General features: G+C 30.0%; 14 protein-coding genes, 1 tRNA gene, 1 other RNA gene and 1 pseudogene. 14 read left to right on the forward strand and 3 right to left on the reverse strand.

Annotation, left to right across the window (positions count from 1 at the left end; translation table 11 throughout):
- Window positions 1-220 (forward strand): annotated as a pseudogene (locus tag AYC61_RS14450) (ketol-acid reductoisomerase); the annotation flags it as partial.
- Between the two features lie 338 nt (window positions 221-558).
- Window positions 559-2,211 carry a biosynthetic-type acetolactate synthase large subunit gene (ilvB, locus tag AYC61_RS14455; protein WP_066503883.1) on the forward strand — a complete coding sequence of 551 codons (1,653 nt, stop codon included), beginning with the start codon at window positions 559-561 and terminating at the stop codon, window positions 2,209-2,211.
- Between the two features lie 160 nt (window positions 2,212-2,371).
- Here the strand turns inward: ilvB and AYC61_RS14460 are convergent, their stop codons facing one another.
- Window positions 2,372-3,610 carry an aspartate kinase gene (locus tag AYC61_RS14460; protein ID WP_066503887.1) on the reverse strand — a complete coding sequence of 413 codons (1,239 nt, stop codon included), beginning with the start codon at window positions 3,608-3,610 and terminating at the stop codon, window positions 2,372-2,374.
- Between the two features lie 432 nt (window positions 3,611-4,042).
- Window positions 4,043-5,290, reverse strand: a complete 1,248-nt coding sequence (locus AYC61_RS14465; protein ID WP_066503892.1) for a homoserine dehydrogenase — start codon at window positions 5,288-5,290, stop codon at window positions 4,043-4,045.
- 255 nt (window positions 5,291-5,545) lie between these two features.
- Here AYC61_RS14465 and AYC61_RS14470 point away from each other — a divergent pair, with 255 nt between their 5' ends.
- The 5 genes from AYC61_RS14470 (at window position 5,546) to AYC61_RS14490 (ending at window position 10,349) form a co-directional block, all read left to right on the forward strand.
- Window positions 5,546-5,983, forward strand: coding sequence for an ACT domain-containing protein (locus AYC61_RS14470; RefSeq protein WP_066503894.1), 438 nt, complete (start codon window positions 5,546-5,548; stop codon window positions 5,981-5,983).
- A gap of 21 nt (window positions 5,984-6,004) precedes the next feature.
- A complete protein-coding gene (gene thrC / locus AYC61_RS14475) occupies window positions 6,005-7,483 on the forward strand; it encodes a threonine synthase (RefSeq protein WP_156456475.1) in 1,479 nt (492 codons plus the stop codon).
- A gap of 8 nt (window positions 7,484-7,491) precedes the next feature.
- The gene (thrB, locus tag AYC61_RS14480) at window positions 7,492-8,379 is read left to right on the forward strand and encodes a homoserine kinase (RefSeq protein WP_066503899.1); all 888 of its coding nucleotides are present in this window, start codon (window positions 7,492-7,494) and stop codon (window positions 8,377-8,379) included.
- Between the two features lie 79 nt (window positions 8,380-8,458).
- The gene (locus AYC61_RS14485; RefSeq protein WP_066503901.1) at window positions 8,459-8,731 is read left to right on the forward strand and encodes a phasin family protein; all 273 of its coding nucleotides are present in this window, start codon (window positions 8,459-8,461) and stop codon (window positions 8,729-8,731) included.
- A 37-nt stretch (window positions 8,732-8,768) separates the two neighbouring features.
- Window positions 8,769-10,349, forward strand: coding sequence for an ABC1 kinase family protein (locus tag AYC61_RS14490; protein ID WP_156456476.1), 1,581 nt, complete (start codon window positions 8,769-8,771; stop codon window positions 10,347-10,349).
- A gap of 1 nt (window position 10,350) precedes the next feature.
- Here AYC61_RS14490 and AYC61_RS14495 read toward each other — a convergent pair whose 3' ends face one another.
- Complete coding sequence (locus AYC61_RS14495; RefSeq protein ID WP_066503905.1) at window positions 10,351-11,022, reverse strand: MgtC/SapB family protein; 672 nt, start codon at window positions 11,020-11,022, stop codon at window positions 10,351-10,353.
- 213 nt (window positions 11,023-11,235) lie between these two features.
- On the opposite strand from AYC61_RS14495, the gene AYC61_RS14500 reads away from it, so the two are divergent.
- The 7 genes from AYC61_RS14500 to speE all read left to right on the forward strand — a co-directional run bounded on the left by AYC61_RS14500 (window position 11,236) and on the right by speE (window position 16,976).
- A tRNA-Ser gene (locus AYC61_RS14500) sits at window positions 11,236-11,329 on the forward strand.
- A 10-nt stretch (window positions 11,330-11,339) separates the two neighbouring features.
- Window positions 11,340-11,604: signal recognition particle sRNA large type (gene ffs, locus AYC61_RS14505), an RNA gene on the forward strand.
- 186 nt (window positions 11,605-11,790) lie between these two features.
- On the forward strand, window positions 11,791-13,446 hold the full coding sequence (gene dnaX / locus AYC61_RS14510) for a DNA polymerase III subunit gamma/tau (protein ID WP_066503907.1): 1,656 nt from the start codon (window positions 11,791-11,793) through the stop codon (window positions 13,444-13,446).
- A gap of 53 nt (window positions 13,447-13,499) precedes the next feature.
- The gene (locus AYC61_RS14515; protein ID WP_066503909.1) at window positions 13,500-13,835 is read left to right on the forward strand and encodes a YbaB/EbfC family nucleoid-associated protein; all 336 of its coding nucleotides are present in this window, start codon (window positions 13,500-13,502) and stop codon (window positions 13,833-13,835) included.
- Window positions 13,836-14,132: 297 nt separating this feature from the next.
- Window positions 14,133-14,732, forward strand: a complete 600-nt coding sequence (recR, locus tag AYC61_RS14520) for a recombination mediator RecR (protein ID WP_066503911.1) — start codon at window positions 14,133-14,135, stop codon at window positions 14,730-14,732.
- A gap of 292 nt (window positions 14,733-15,024) precedes the next feature.
- Window positions 15,025-15,480, forward strand: a complete 456-nt coding sequence (locus tag AYC61_RS14525) for an AraC family transcriptional regulator (RefSeq protein ID WP_066503913.1) — start codon at window positions 15,025-15,027, stop codon at window positions 15,478-15,480.
- 644 nt (window positions 15,481-16,124) lie between these two features.
- Window positions 16,125-16,976, forward strand: a complete 852-nt coding sequence (speE, locus tag AYC61_RS14530; protein WP_066503915.1) for a polyamine aminopropyltransferase — start codon at window positions 16,125-16,127, stop codon at window positions 16,974-16,976.
- Window positions 16,977-16,997: the final 21 nt, after the last annotated feature.

The raw sequence follows: 16,997 nt of genomic DNA on the forward strand, positions 1-16,997 counted from the left end.
TGGAGACTATAAGATTGGTAAGCGTATAATATCTGATCAATCGAGAAAAGAAATGAAGAAAGTATTAGAGGAAATACAAACTGGAAAGTTTGCAAAAGATTGGATTGCAGAAAATAGCATGAATAGACCAGAGTATAGTGCTTTAAAGAAAAAAGAGTTAGCTCATCCAATAGTAAAAGTAGGGCAAAAGCTGAGAGGTATGATGTCTTGGATAGGATAAAAGGGGTTGCGAGTTGTCTCAAAATGGCAAATTTCTGCGTTGAGTAGAGAACAGAAATCTATGATTTCTTGTGAATTCACTTACTCCTAGGAATGAAGTGAGTAGTGAGCTACATCATTGTACGCTCATATCTGTAAGCAGAGAACCTAAATCTTTGATTTAGTGTGAGTCGCTTACTCCTAGGAAAAATGAGTAGGAGCTTCAAATTACATTAGTAATAGCCTTGAACTTTACTCATTTTGAAAAACCCTTTGGTAGTATAAAAAACAATTGGTAGTATAAAAAACAATTTGAAACAGATGTAAGATAAATAATTATTGAAAGTAGGTGAATTTTATATGAGACTTAATGGAGCAGAAATAGTACTAAACTGTTTAAAGGAAGAAAATGTAGATACCGTATTTGGTTATCCTGGGGGAGCAGTAGTACCCTTATATGATGAATTATATAAAATGAATGGCGAAATTAACCACGTCAGATGTGCTCATGAACAAGGATGTGTTCATGCAGCAGATGGTTATGCAAGGTCGACTGGAAATGTCGGCGTATGCTTCGTCACTTCAGGACCGGGTGCAACTAATGCCGTCACAGGTATAGCTGCAGCATATATGGATTCTGTTCCATTAGTCGTAATTTCAGGACAAGTTACTACAAGTTTGTTAGGAAAAGACTCCTTTCAAGAAATTGATATTACAGGAGTTACTATGACATTAACTAAGCATAATTATTTAGTCAAAGATATAACAAAGCTTCCTGAGATAATGAAAGAAGCATTTAATATTGCCCAAAATGGTAGACCTGGTCCAGTACTAATAGATATACCTAAAAATATATTTTTAGAAGAAACTGAGATTGATAGTAATCAAATACAGGATAAACAAATCATAATAGACAAAATAACAGATGCAGATATAGATAAGGCGGCACATATTATTAATAGTTCAAATAAACCTGTGATATATGCAGGAGGTGGAGTTATTATATCTGATGCATCAAAAGAATTAATTGTCTTTGCAAAAAAATCAGGTATTCCAGTTGTTAATACATTAATGGGTTTAGGTAATTATCCTAGAAGTGATGAATTATCCTTAGGTATGGCTGGAATGCATGGCTTTAGAGAAGCAAACCTAGCAGTAAAAAATAGCGATTTGATAATAGGTATTGGTACAAGATTTAGTGATAGAGGCATAGGGAAATCAGACCATTACAATTTTACGAAAATAATACACATAGATGTTGACAATACAGAAATAAATAAAAATATGAAATGTGATATATCTTTTATAGGAGATATGAAACACATTATTGGTAAATTATCAGATAAAATTAAATTTAGAGATAGAACTGAATGGATTAGAAAAATAAAGAATTGGTCTGTGAAAGATAAAATCAATGAATCTGATTTTGTTGCTAAGAATATATTAAATAAAATACAGGAGTACTATAAAAAAGATACAATAGTAACAACAGATGTAGGACAACATCAAATGTGGGTAGCTCAATATTGGGAATTTGAAAAATCAAGAACATTTCTGACATCAGGAGGTCTTGGGGCTATGGGCTATGGGCTGGGAGCAGCATTAGGAGCAAAACTAGGTAATCCAGATAAAGATGTAATATTAGTAACTGGAGACGGAAGTTTTAGAATGAATTGTAACGAAATGAGCACTTCAACCAAATATAATTTACCTGTAGTTATAATAATGTTTAACAATAATTCATTAGGATTAGTAAGACAGTTACAAACACATTTTGCTGGGAGTAGATATTCTCAAACTGACATGACACAGGATGTTGACTATATGGTACTAGCACAAGCCTATGGGTTCAAAGGTTATCAAGTAAATAATATGAATGATTTAGAAAGAGCATTGAATGAAGTAGCTTCATTAAGTAAAAAATCTGTAGTAATAGAATGTATTATAGACAAAGAAGAATTGGTATTGCCTATAGTACCTCCTGGTTCACCGATAAATAATCAAATTATTTAACTCAAAGGATATTCCGTAAAAGGTATATGAAAAGTAAAAGGGTTGTTTCAAAATGAGTAAATTTAACAATGAATTTACCATTTTGAAACAACCCTTTTTGAGTTTATAACAAATCTTAGTTTGGCTGTTTAGTTCTACAAATGAACTGAATAGGAGTAATTTAAATCACAGCATCCTCTCCATTAAGACCACTTAAATGAAATTTATCATGTAAATAAGTTAGAGCTTTAAGGGCTTTATCAGTTTCTATTATACATGATATTTTTATTTGTGAAGAACTGATTGTTTGAATATTGATACCTAATTCATATAGTGATTTAAAGAATATAGAAGCCACTTCAGCACTACCGGATATTCCTGCTCCAACAACAGAAAGCTTGCTGACAGCTTTGTCATATATAACTTTTTTAGCCCCTATTTCAGAAACAATTTTCTCAGATATTTCAACAGCTTCGTCTAAATCATCTATCTTTACTGTAAAAGATATATCATTAACAGAGTTTCTGTTTATATTTTGTATGATAATATCTACACCTATATTATTCTTTGCGAGTTCGGCGAATAATTTATAAGCTATTCCTGGTTTGTCAGGAACTTCTAGTATTGATATTTTGGCTATTTCTTGATCTAAAGCTAGACCTCTTACTACAACCTTTTCCATAGTATCTACCTCCGTTACAATTGTACCTTTATTCATTGTAAAACTGGATTTTACAACCAAAGGAACTTTGAATTTTCTAGCAAGTTCAACACTTCTTGGATGAAGAACACTGCTTCCTAAGCTTGCTAGCTCAAGCATTTCGTCATACGAAATTTTATCTATTAAAGAAGCATTCTGAACTATTCTTGGATCTGTTGTATAAACACCATCAACATCAGTATATATTTCACACATATCAGCCTTCAATGCAGCTGCAAGAGCGACGGCTGTAGTATCAGAACCACCACGTCCTAGAGTGGTGATATCGTTACAATTATCTATTCCTTGGAAACCAGCTACAATTATTATTTTATCTTGTTCAAGTTCAGATAATAATCTGTCGGTTTTTATTTCAGTAATTTTAGCTTTTTTATGGTTACCGTCAGTTAATATACCGCATTGACCACCAGTTAAAGATATAACATCATGACCAAGTGATTTAATAGCCATAGCTAGTAATGAAATAGATACTTGTTCACCAGTAGCTAAAAGCATGTCAAGCTCCCTGCTAGGAGGTTGCTTATTTACTTCAAGAGCTTTGCTTATTAATTCATTAGTCGTATTACCCATAGCTGAAACTACAACAACAACCTTTAATCCATTTTTTTTATTACGAACTATGTTTTGTGCAATACGTTTAATTTTTTTAGTAGAACCTACAGAAGTACCCCCGTATTTTTGTACTAATACATTGTCCATTGCATTTTCCTCCTTGTAGACCGCGTCGTTAGTTGCGAAATTTTACATTATTCATAAATTCTATGTTTAATATTTTAAAGCAACTCGGTTTCCTATATATTGGTTGTAAAAGTTACCGATAAGTTACTAGGGAAACATCTAATGTTTCTTTGAAAGTGTGACTTTCAAGAGTTCGTTTCTTCATCGTTTCTAAGTAGAGAACCAAAATCTACGATTTTGAGTGAATCACTTACTGCTAGGAACGTAGTGAGTAGTGAGTTTCTTGTTTATTTTGAAACGAGCTCTTGTCGGAACCGTCAAAGATTATACACATATTAAAAAAACTATATGATAACGTGTAGAGATGGTTCCCCCCACCAAAAACTTGTGAGTCATACTAATAATATTATCTACATTTATTTTTGATTTTGGGTTGCAACTAACTAGACCGTATTAAGCTAATATTTTGTTATCATCAAACCTAGCATAGCAATAGTTTTTATGTTCGGTATTTAGCAATTCAACTAAATTTTCCATTTTATCAGCACGTATAGCTTCGGTAATAATAATAAGATTTTCATCTTGTTCACAGATTTTGAATTTCAAAGCTTTATTTAATAAGAAATCAATTAAATTTGGTATCTGCTGCTTGTTTTCAGGAGTAATTCTTAAATAGTAGCTTCCTTCAAATAATTTTGCTCCTGCTGAATCAATAACTTTTTTATTATCATTATCAAAATTTTCATATTCTCCATTTATAACGTCGATTATATCGCAAACAACAGCATTGGCGGTAGGATTTTTACCAGCACCTTGTCCAAAGAATTGAAGTTCACCTACAGTATTACCAGATACGGACACTATATTGAATGCGTCATTTACAGTACCAAGAGTAGAATTTTTATCAACTAACAATGGTTCAACGCTGGCAGAATATTCATCTTCTATTTTAATTGCACTGCCAACAAGTTTAACTTTCTTGCCTAGTTCATCGAATTTTTCTATATCACATTTAGAAATATCACTAATACCTCTGCATTTAATATTTTCAACACTAGTAGTAGATTTAAAAGCGATATTAGATAATATGGACAGTTTTCTTGCAATGTCATAGCCCTGTATATCATCAGTAGGGTCTGCTTCAGCATAACCTAGTTCTTGAGCAAGTTTTAATGCATCTTCAAAAGAGTAACTTTCCTCAGTCATCTTTGTCAAAATAAAATTTGTAGTTCCGTTAAGTATACCTTTTATTTTATCAACATCATTAATTTTCACACTTTGTTTTAATGGTTTGATTACAGGTATACCACCTCCAACACTTGCCTCAAAAAGAAAAGCTCTATTATTTTTTTTAGCAGTAGTTAAAAAAGTATCATAGTATTTTGATACAACAGCTTTATTGGCAGTAACTACATGCTTACCATTTTCAAAAGCCTTAATAATATATTGGTATGAAGGATTTATTCCTCCCATAACTGCAACAACGATATCAATTTCAGGGTCATTTAAAATATCATCAGCATTTTCCGTAAGTATGTTTTGAGGGAATTTTATATTTCTATCTTTATTTTTATCTCTAACAAGAATTTTGCTAATCATGACTTTATCTTTCATGCTTTTTTTAAAATTTTCATTAGTAGTTATAATCTCATATACACCTGAACCTACAGTTCCAAAACCCAAAAGACCAATTTTAATCATAATATTCTACCTCTCTTATCTATAAATATTGTCACGTAATGTACGCGAATTAAAAACAAATGTATATCAATGATAAACAGTATAACATAATAATTATCGAAGGTAAAGAGATTTAGTGCAAAAAAACACGAATTATCTGTATATTTATAATCTTGTGTTTTAAATAAATTAATGTTAAAATAAATCAAAGTATGTTAATAATGAACATATGTGTTTTGTGAACAAACTCAGTATACAATTATGAGAGGTGATACTATGTATAATAAATATTTAGTTATTGATAAAAGTATATTACCTGATATTTTTGATAAAGTTATAAATGCAAAGGAATTACTTAGAACTGGAAAGGCTAAGGAAGTTACAGAGGCTGTAAAAAAAGTTGGAATTAGTCGAAGTACATTTTATAAATATAAAGACTACGTATTTACTGTCTCTGAAGGAGGTATTGGACGAAAGGTTACAATATCGTTATTACTAAATCACCGACCAGGTTTGCTGTCAAATATACTAAATATAATTGCCAATGCAAAAGGAAATATATTAACTATAAATCAAGATATACCTATAAATAGTACTGCTAATGTTAGCATTACATTTGACAGAGCTAATACTATAGTAGAATTAGATGTAATTTTACAGCAGATAAAAGAAATGACTGGAGTAGCAAAACTTAGGCTTATTGCTATGGAATAAAAAAACATGGAGGACATAAGCATGCTTTATTATAGTACAAGAAGTTTGAATAAAAAAGTTACTTCATCAGAAGCAATAATTAATGGCATAGCAGAAGATGGAGGATTATACGTACCTGAATATTTACCCAAAATAGAAAATTTAAAGGAATTACTCGATTTAAATTATAAACAATTAGCATGTGTAGTTTTAAATAAATTTTTTACTGATTTTACAAAAGAAGAAATCAAAGAATGTGTTTACAATGCATATAATGAGAAATTTAGAAGTAATGAAATAGCTCCATTAAAGAAATGTGAAGACATGTATTTTCTTGAACTATTTCATGGCGCGACATTAGCTTTTAAGGATATGGCATTATCTATCCTTCCTCACCTTATGACCACAGCAGTTAAAAAACATAAATTAGAAAAGGAAGTAGTTATTTTAACAGCAACTTCTGGAGATACAGGGAAAGCTGCACTAGAGGGTTTTAAAGATGTTGAAGGTATAAAGATAATAGTATTTTTTCCAAGAGATGGAGTAAGTGATGTACAAAAAATGCAGATGATTACACAAGTAGGAAACAATACTCATGTTATCATGCTTGAAGGCAATTTTGATGATGCACAAAATGGAGTAAAAGAAATATTTGTAGATCAAGAATTAAAAGATCAATTACTTGAAAAAAATATTATTTTATCTTCAGCAAACTCAATTAATATAGGAAGACTAGTACCACAGATAGTTTATTATATATATGCATATATGAACTTAGTAAGAAATAAAGAAATAAAATTAAAAGAAGAGATAAATATAGGAGTACCAACTGGTAATTTTGGAAACATATTAGCTGCCTATTATGCAAAGCAAATGGGACTGCCAATAAATAAACTTATATGTGCGTCAAATGAAAATAATATATTGACTGATTTTATAAACACAGGTGTATACGATATAAATAGAAAATTTAAGACAACCACTTCTCCATCAATGGATATATTAATATCAAGCAATTTGGAAAGATTGTTATATGAAATAACAACTAAAGACAGCGGCGTAGTAACTAGCTATATGAATAGCCTTAAAAATAAGAGTGCTTATAAAATAAATGAAAAACAGATTTCTAATATAAGCGATTTTTATGGAGATTATGCTAAAGAGATAGATGTTACAAATGCTATAAAGGAAGTTTATGAAAAATACAACTATGTAATAGACACTCATACAGCGGTTGCTTACCATGTATGCAAAAACTATAAAAACATATCAAAGGATAATAAAAAAATAGTTATTGCTTCAACAGCTAGTCCTTTCAAATTCGCAGGGAGTGTATATAGAGCTTTAAATAAATGTAACTATGAATATAATGACTTTGAATTTATAAATAAATTATCAGAGGACTTTAATATAGATATACCAAGTCCAATAAAAGATATCGATAAACTAGAGGTATTACATCAACAAGTCTGTTTAAAAAGTACTATGAAAGAAACTGTTTGTAGAATGTTAAAAGTGTAGGTGATAATATGTTTGAAGTTGTAGTTCCCGCTACTAGTGCAAATATGGGACCAGGTTTTGATAGTCTGGGGATAGCTCTAGGACTTTATAATAAATATTATTTTGAAGAAATAGAAGAGGGTTTAGTATTTGAAGGCTGTCCAGACGAGTTTAAGAATGAAAACAATTTAGTATATATTTCTATGAAAAAATGTTTTGAAAGAACAGGATATCAATGTAAGGGCATTAAAATAGTGTTTGATACAAAAATACCTGTTTCAAGAGGTTTAGGAAGCAGTGCTGCATGTGCAGTTGCAGGTGCTTTAGCCGCAAATCAAATAAGTGGTGACGTATTAAGTATAGAAGAAATATTAAAATTAACAACTGAAATAGAGGGACATCCGGATAATGTAGCACCAGCTTTATTTGGTGGAATGATAGCTTCAGCACAAAACAAAGAAGAGGTTCTATATAGTAAGGCTAAAATAGATGAAAGCTTTAATTTTTATATTTTAATTCCTGATTTTAAGCTTTCTACACAAAAATCCAGAGAAGTTTTGCCTAAAAAAATAGATTATAGTGATGGAATTTTTAATGTTGGAAGAACAGCCTTAATGCTTTGTGCTTTATCAAATGGAGATGGTCATTTACTAAAGGCATCATTTCAAGATAAATTACATCAACCTTATAGAAGTAAACTTATTGAAGGTTATGATTTATTTATGAAAACTCTCAATGACTTAGATAATACAGCAGGTTTCATAAGTGGAGCAGGTTCTACTTTAGCAGTTATTACAAAAGAAAATGATGAAAAAGTTGTTGAAAAGTTAAAATTTATAATAAATAATCTAAATAATAAATGGATTATAAAAAAAGTTGATATAGATTATGAAGGTGCAAAAATAATTAACTCGTAGATGTATAAATTAGCTCTTTTTATGGAATAAATAAGCTTGAGGTAAATAATGTTAATATGCTTAATTTTAAGGAGGAGCTATGATAAGTTTAAAAAATATTTTATTAGCAGGAATAGGAACAGCTGCTTATACTTATGAAAAAGCAGTGGATATTGTTGACGACATGGTAAAAAAAGGTGAAATAACTATTAAACAAGGCAAAGAGTTAACAGATGAATTGAAAAAAAGGTCAGTAGAAGGTTTTGATAATGCTAATAGTAATTTAAAACAGACTATTATGAATATAGAAAATATGACCCAAAATGAGCTTGAAGAAATAAAGAAAAAAATAAATGAATTGGAGTTAAAGTAAGCCTTGTTTGTATTACAAGGCTTTTTTGCATATAGATATGAATAGAATAAAAGAGAAAAAAAGAGTTAAAGAGATAATATCAGTATTTGTAAAGTATGGTTTAAAAAAAGAAAGGATAAAGCCTGAAAATTTAAGACTAGCCTTAGAGGAATTAGGTCCTACTTATATTAAGCTTGGACAAATACTATCTACTAGATCAGATATAATTCCTCAAAGCTATATATTAGAATTCGAAAAACTCCAAGATAGCGTAAAACCTCTTTCGTATGATGTAATACATGATATATTAGAAGAAAATTTTGGTGACAAAATTGATGATGTTTTCATTGAAATTGATCACAATCCTATAGCATCTGCATCTATAGCTCAAGTTCACAAAGCAATAATGAAGGATGGCACAAGAGTAGCATTAAAAATTTTAAGACCTAATATAAGAGAAATTATGCTTAGTGATATGAAGATACTTAAGAGATTTTCTATATTAGCTAAACTAACACCCCAAGGGCATATAATTGATATAAAAGAAGCTATAGATTTTTTTATTGATATTATAGAGAAAGAACTTGATTTAAATAAAGAAGCACAAAATTTGGATAAATTTTACGAAAACAATATAGACTCTAAACTTATAAAATGTCCAAAGGTATTCAAAGAATATAGTAACTATGACATATTAGTTATGGAATATATTGATGGTATAAAAATAACTAATATAAATAAATTAAAGCAAGAAGGATATGATTTAGAAGAAATAGCTTCAAAATTAGCCTATAATTTTTTAAAACAAGTTTTTGAAGATGGTTTTTTTCATGGTGATCCTCATCCAGGAAATATAATTATTAATAATAGAAAAATAGTATTTTTTGATTTTGGTGCAATAGGAATTATGGACAAAGATATGCAAAAAGATTTCAATAATCTTTTATTAGCAATAGGTTCAAGAGATATTCAAAAAATGACACATGCAGTACTTAAAATAGGTATCAAGAGAGGTAAAATAAACATACGCAAACTCTATTCGGATATAGAAGAAATATACGGCCAATATATAGATGAATCATTGTTAAATATAAATGTAGTACAAATAATTAATGATGTTACAAAAGCTGCAAAAAATAATAATATAGCCATGCCAGTTAGTATAATGATGTTTGTCAAAGGCATGATGATTTTGGAAGGTGTTATAGAGCATCTAGCACCTGATATGAGTATAATGGACGTAGCAATACCATATATTCAATCAAATTTGATATTTAATAAAGATATCAAAAAAGAAATTATAAAGCAGTTAAACTCAGTATACACTTCTTATAGAAATACTATAAAACTACCAACTAAAACTCTTGAGGTTCTAAATACATTAAACGCTGGTAAACTAAAAATAAAACTTGAACATTTAAGATTAGAAAGAAGTGTATATAGAATAAGCAAAATGATAAATAGGGTAGTTGTAAGTCTTATAATTTCATCTATAGTAATAGGTTCATCTTTAGTAATAAATGCGAATGCCGGACCCAAAATATATGACATGTCATTTTTTGGATTAATAGGTTATTTAAGTGCAGGATTAATGGGGATTTGGCTTGTAATTTCTATGATACGCTCAGGGAAAATGTAAATTATTTGGTATGGTTAATTTCTATAGATTGAATACCTTCTATCTGAGCTAAATTTTTAACAATAGTATTATTAGGTATTTTTAGTGGATTAGTAATAGTCAGCTCTAAAGACAAATGGTTCTTGCTAGATTCTTCCATACTTATATTATCTATTGAAATATTTAGATTTCCTAATACGGTACCTATTTTTCCTATTTGACCAGGAATATTAATCGTACTTAAGTCTATATATGAATATATCTTAGATTGGTTAATATATGGCTCAAATTTTGAAAATATTATTAAAGTAATTAATATTAAAAGTGTAGCAATAATAGCACCTATATAAAAACCACTACCAACTGCTAAACCTATACCTGCTACAGCCCATAAACTAGCAGCGGTGGTTAATCCCTTTACAGTAGATCCTTCTTTAATTATAGTACCCGCTCCTAAAAAACCTATACCACTTATAACTTGAGCCCCTAGACGAGCAGGATCTAGATTGCTAAAACTGCTATAATTATTAAAAAGGAATATACCGCAAAGCATTATAAGTGCTGCCCCCATACATACAAGTATATGAGTTCGAAAACCAGCAGGACGATTTTTACCTTCTCTTTGTAACCCTATCAAACCACCCAAAACTAAAGCCATAAGTAATCTTACTGAAATACAAGTTATATTAAGCATAAAAACCCTCCCATGTAAAGGTATAAGATATATTATATTATGTCATATATTTCAGTTTTGATAAAGGGAAATAATAAAATCCTTTGATTTTGCCTAGATATAATGAAAACTTTGCCTATTTACATAAATTAACAGCCGATTTTCATTGACATAGACCAAATTTTTAGATATAATAAATATTCGTTAGACTATATAAATAATTCAATAATTTATGGAGAGATGGCTGAGTTTGGCTGAAGGCGCTCGCCTGGAAAGCGGGTAGGCGGCGAATACCGTCTCGAGGGTTCAAATCCCTCTCTCTCCGCCAGTAAAGTTTGCCGTACTAGATGGGGAGGTAGCGGTGCCCTGTAACCTGCAATCCGCTATAGCAGGATTGAATTCCTGGTTGAGGCATTTTACTGTAAGGTCTGCCCTAAGTAAGTGGCGTTGATGATTGGGTCCTGCGCAATGAGAATCTATGAACCCCGTCAGGTCCGGAAGGAAGCAGCGGTAAGTAGACACTCTCGTGTGCCGCAGGGGTGCCTGATTTGAGTTAACTGCTTAGGTAACGCTTGGAGTGAAATGTCAATACCAGGTGTACGGCTAAAATAAATCCATAACCTTTGTTATGGATTTATTTTTGCATATAATATTAATTATACATAACAGTAAAGACAAGATATATGCTTTTTTTAGTTAAAAAATAGTTTAATTCTCTACTTATAAGTATTTGATTTTTTCTGAATAATTTGGGATAATATACTTATCGTTGAGAATAAGGGTGATATTATGAGTTATAAAGCACTGTACAGGCAATTTAGGCCTAAAGATTTTAATGGAATATTAGGACAAAGCCATATAGTAACAATTTTAAAGAATCAAATAATAAAAGACAATACTGCTCATGCATATTTGTTTTCAGGGACAAGGGGTACAGGGAAGACATCTACAGCCAAGATTTTTTCAAGAGCAGTGAATTGTCCAGATAGTGTAGATGGCAATCCATGTAATAAATGCAAAACTTGTCTAAGCTTACTCAATGGTACAAATCTTGATGTGGTTGAAATGGATGCAGCATCAAATAATAGCGTTGATGATATAAGAGATTTAAAAGAAAAAGTTAAATACCCTCCTTCAAATGGGAAATATAAGGTATATATAATAGACGAGGTTCATATGCTTTCAAAGGGTGCATTTAATGCATTGTTGAAAACGTTAGAAGAACCACCTGAATATTTAATATTTATATTAGCTACAACCGAGCCGCAAAAACTACCAGCAACAATATTGTCTAGATGTCAAAGATATGATTTTAAAAGAATTAATACAAATGACATAGTAAAAAACATGAATGATATATGCCAAAAGTTAAATTGTGATGTTGAGCAAAAAGCACTAAACTTAATAGCAAGAAATTGCGACGGTGCTATGAGAGATGCACTTAGCATATTAGATCAATGCATATCATTAACAGGAGAAAAGCTTACATATGATTATGTATTATCTATTATGGGAGCTGTGAACAATGATGCAGTTTTTGAAATAAGTGATAGTATTATTAGTCAAGATTTGTATAGTACATTAAAAAATATAAATAATATAATAAATGATGGTAAGGATATTGGACAGTTTATCAAAGATTTGATAATGCATTTTAGAAATATATTGATTTGTAAAGCAGTTGATAATCCAAGTGATATAATTGATTTATCTATAGATAATCAACAACGGATTAAACAACAATGCAGTAATATAAGTGTAGGTTCAATTGAAAGGATAATAAATTTATTATCAGAAGCAGAAGTTCGAATCAAAAAAACTACACAACCAAGAGTAATTTTAGAGGTAACTATAATAAAAATTTTAAATCCAGAAGCTGACAATTCATTTGAGGGTATAATCAGTAGAATAGATAAGATTGAAAAAACTATGGCAAGTGGGGAGTTTAAGACTACTCCAACTACTATTACTTCCAATGAAAAAAATGTTATACAAAAACCTATTAACGAACCAGAAGTTGAAAAGGTGGCAGTAGATAGTTCAAAAGAAACAATTGAAAAAGAACAGCTTGATGGAAACAATAAGATTTTAGATTTAGACATAAATAATGTTAAAGAAGACTGGAAAAATATAATAAAAAAAATGAAAAAGGAAAAAATAAAAATATTTACACTTCTTAGCAATGGAGAGCTAGTAGATGTGTATAATAGCACAGTAGTAATATCGTTTAATAAAGAGAATGAATTTTTTAAAAATGCATTAAATACGGAAGACAATAAAAAATATGTAGAAGAGTTTTTAAGTAAAAATCTAAATTCTGATATTACAGTTAAATATATAATAGAAGGTCAAACGTATACGAAACAAAAAGAAACAGCAAATAATAAATCTCTAATAAATAAAACCAAACAATTATTTGGTGAAGAAATAGTTGAGATAAAATAAATAACAAAACATGTTAATAATTAGTATGAAAAAAATAGGGAGGATGATAAAATATGGCTAAAGGTGGATTTAGAGGAACGCCAAATATGGGTAATATGATGAAGCAAGTACAACAGATGCAGAAAAAGATGACTAAAATGCAGGCAGAACTTGAAGAAAGAGAAGTAGAAGCTAGTGCTGGTGGTGGAGCAGTAGCAGTAAAAGCCAATGGAAAAAAAGAAATATTAGAAATCAAAATTGACAAAGACGTTGTTGATCCAGATGATGTAGAAATGTTAGAGGATTTAGTATTAGCAGCAGTAAATGAAGCGTTAAGAGCAGCTGATGAAATGGTAAGTAAAGAAATGGGTAAAGTAACAGGAGGAATGAATATACCAGGATTATTTTAAGCAGAGAACTAAAATCTTTGATTTTGAGCAGAGAACTAAAATCTTTGATTTTATGTGAATCGCTTACTCTTAGGAAGGATGAGTAGGAGTTTCATATCGCCGCTTACTCCTAGGAAGAATGAATAGGAGTTAAAGTATAATCAAAAAGTTTACTAATCTATAAGGAAATAATCTTTAAACTAAAATAAAGTAATCATTTCCGTTAAATAGATTAGAATATCAACAATTATAATGAATAAAAACCCCATAATTTAGTAAGCAAAATTGATTTATAAAACATAGAAAAAGGGTGAAAAAATGGATTATTATGCTGAGCCTATAGCTATGTTGATAGAAGAACTTTCTAAGCTTCCTGGTATAGGAAAAAAAACAGCTCAAAGATTAGCATATCATATTTTAAATGTAAGCAACATGGAAGCAATGAGTTTAGCTAATGCAATAGTAAATGCAAAAAGAAACATAAAATATTGTAGCATATGCAATAATCTAACTCAAAAAGATCCGTGTAATATATGTTCAGATGCTAAGAGAGACAAATCAACTATATGTGTTGTAGAGGGACCAAAAGATGTAGTAGCGATGGAAAAAACCAGAGAATATAGAGGTCTTTATCATGTATTACATGGGAGTATATCTCCTATGGATGGAATAGGTCCTGAAGAGATTAAAATTAAAGAGTTACTAGTAAGGCTTCAAGATGATACAGTCAAAGAATTAATATTAGCTACAAACCCTACGATAGAAGGAGAAGCTACAGCTATGTATATTTCTAGACTGCTTAAACCAACAGGAATAAAAATGACAAGAATTGCTTATGGCATACCAGTTGGAGGAGATTTAGAGTACGCTGATGAAGTAACCTTATCTAAAGCATTGCACGGTAGAAGAGAAATATAACTTTATATATAAATATGTATAACACAAAAAACTTATATCAAATAAACAAAGTGATTTTAAAAATCATGGTTTGAGATGAGCGAAAGCTCTCTTAAAGCCATGATTTTTTAAATTTTGTTTTATTAGGAAGAAGTATTAAAAATAGAGTAATAGAAAAACAAAATGAAACGCTAATTAAAAGATAAATAGCAATTTAACATTTTTAAAAAATTCTTTGCTTTCTATTTTAAAGCGTAGTAATCTTGTAATGAAGAAGTTATTTATTCTTTAGAGGAGGCGAAGAAAATAAATTATGGATATTACGATTGAAAATATGCCACCATATCGGATTGCTTATATAAGGCAAATTGGTCCTTATGGAATTAATAATGTTAAAACAATGAAAGAATTAAAAAAATGGGCAAAAATTAACCATTTATTTAATGACGAATCCATAATCCTTGGAATTGCTCAGGATAATCCTGAGACTACTAAACCTAAAAACTGTCGTTATGATACCTGCATTGTTGTTTCAAATGACTATTCGGTAACTGACGGCTATATAAAAGAAGGTAATATTGTTGGAGGGAAATATGCTGTTTTTAAAATAAATCATACAGCAGAAGCAGTTCAAAAAGCGTGGATTGATATTTTCCCAGAATTATCAAGGCAAGGATATCAATTTGATGAAACAAGACCAATCATCGAAAGGTATATAGTCCAAATGGTTAATAAGCATAATTGTGAAATTTGTGTACCTGTATATTAAAGTAGTAATTAGATAAATTCCAATTTGTCAGCAAGATACATGTATTGTAATGATGGGTTATTAATATATATTAATAACTAGAGTAAAATATCGCCCTATTCAAAAATGAATTGGCGATATTTTTTACGCAATTTATATTAAATCATATTTTACTAAAACATTAGCAAATGGAAAAACATAAAGATAAAATAAAAAAGAACAACAATTGACCACCTTGCAGAGAGACTGAAAAGGGATAAAGCTATTGTTGATTTTATAAGGGTTTTAGGGATATTGATGATAGAGATTTATTTTATTTTTGATATGACTTTATTTGACGTATATATAACAAAAAATAAATTCTTATAAAAAAGCATGGTTATAGATGAGAAAAATCTCATAAATAGCCGTGACTTTTTATTAGTACTTAACAACCTTGCGCGTAAGGGGTATTAATTTTTCATATTAGTGATATATCAAGAATAAATTACCAATAGATAAAGTAATATAAATATTTTATAATGTATAAAATGAAATACATATGGAAAAATATAAATTGATATTGTCTAAAAATAATAAACAGTTTATGTACAAGAATTAAATTGTTTAGATTATTTATAATATCAGTCCATATAATAAACAAATTTATTAAGGGAGGTATCTTAATGGAGCTTTGGTATACACAACCTCAGACAGAAAACATTAGATTTTCAATTAAGGTAAAAGAACAATTATTTACTGGGAGAAGTCCTTATCAGCAAATAGATATATTTGATAGTGATGAAATGGGAAGATTCTTAATTATTGACGGAATTGTCATGCTAACATCAAAGGATGAATTTATTTATCATGATATGATCGTTCATGTTCCTATGGCAACAAATCCAGATGTAAAGAAAGTACTTGTCATTGGTGGTGGTGATGGAGGTACAGTTAGAGAGCTGACCAGATATAAAGGAATAGAAAAAATTGATATGGTAGAGATTGACCGTATGGTTGTAGAGGCATGTCAAAAATACCTTCCTCTTACAGCTAGCAAGCTAAAGGATGAAAGAGTACAACTTTATTTCGAAGATGGGATAGAATTTGTTAGAAGATCAAAAGAAAAATATGATTTAATAATCGTAGATTCTACAGACCCAATAGGACCGGGAGAAGGATTATTTACCATGGAATTCTATACATGCTGTTCTAATTTGTTAAGTGAAGATGGTATATTGGTTAATCAATGTGAAAGTCCATTTTATGAGAAAAATGCCAAAGAAATGAGAAAAGCTGTAAAGAAAATCAAATTCTTATTTCCTATAAGTAAGGTCTATCAATATAATATGCCAACTTATCCATCTGGTCACTGGCTTTTCGGTTTTGCATCTAAAAAATATGATCCAATAAAGGATTTTAAACCAGAAATATGGAAAGCTCTTGGATTGGAAACAAAATATTATAATACAGGTATTCATGTTGGTTCATTTATACTTCCAACCTATGTAAAAAAAATGGTTGAGAATCCAGAGTAAAATTAGATACAAGGAGGAGAA

The sequence above is a fragment of the Abyssisolibacter fermentans genome (assembly GCF_001559865.1).
Taxonomy (GTDB): Bacteria; Bacillota; Clostridia; order Tissierellales; family MCWD3; genus Abyssisolibacter; species Abyssisolibacter fermentans.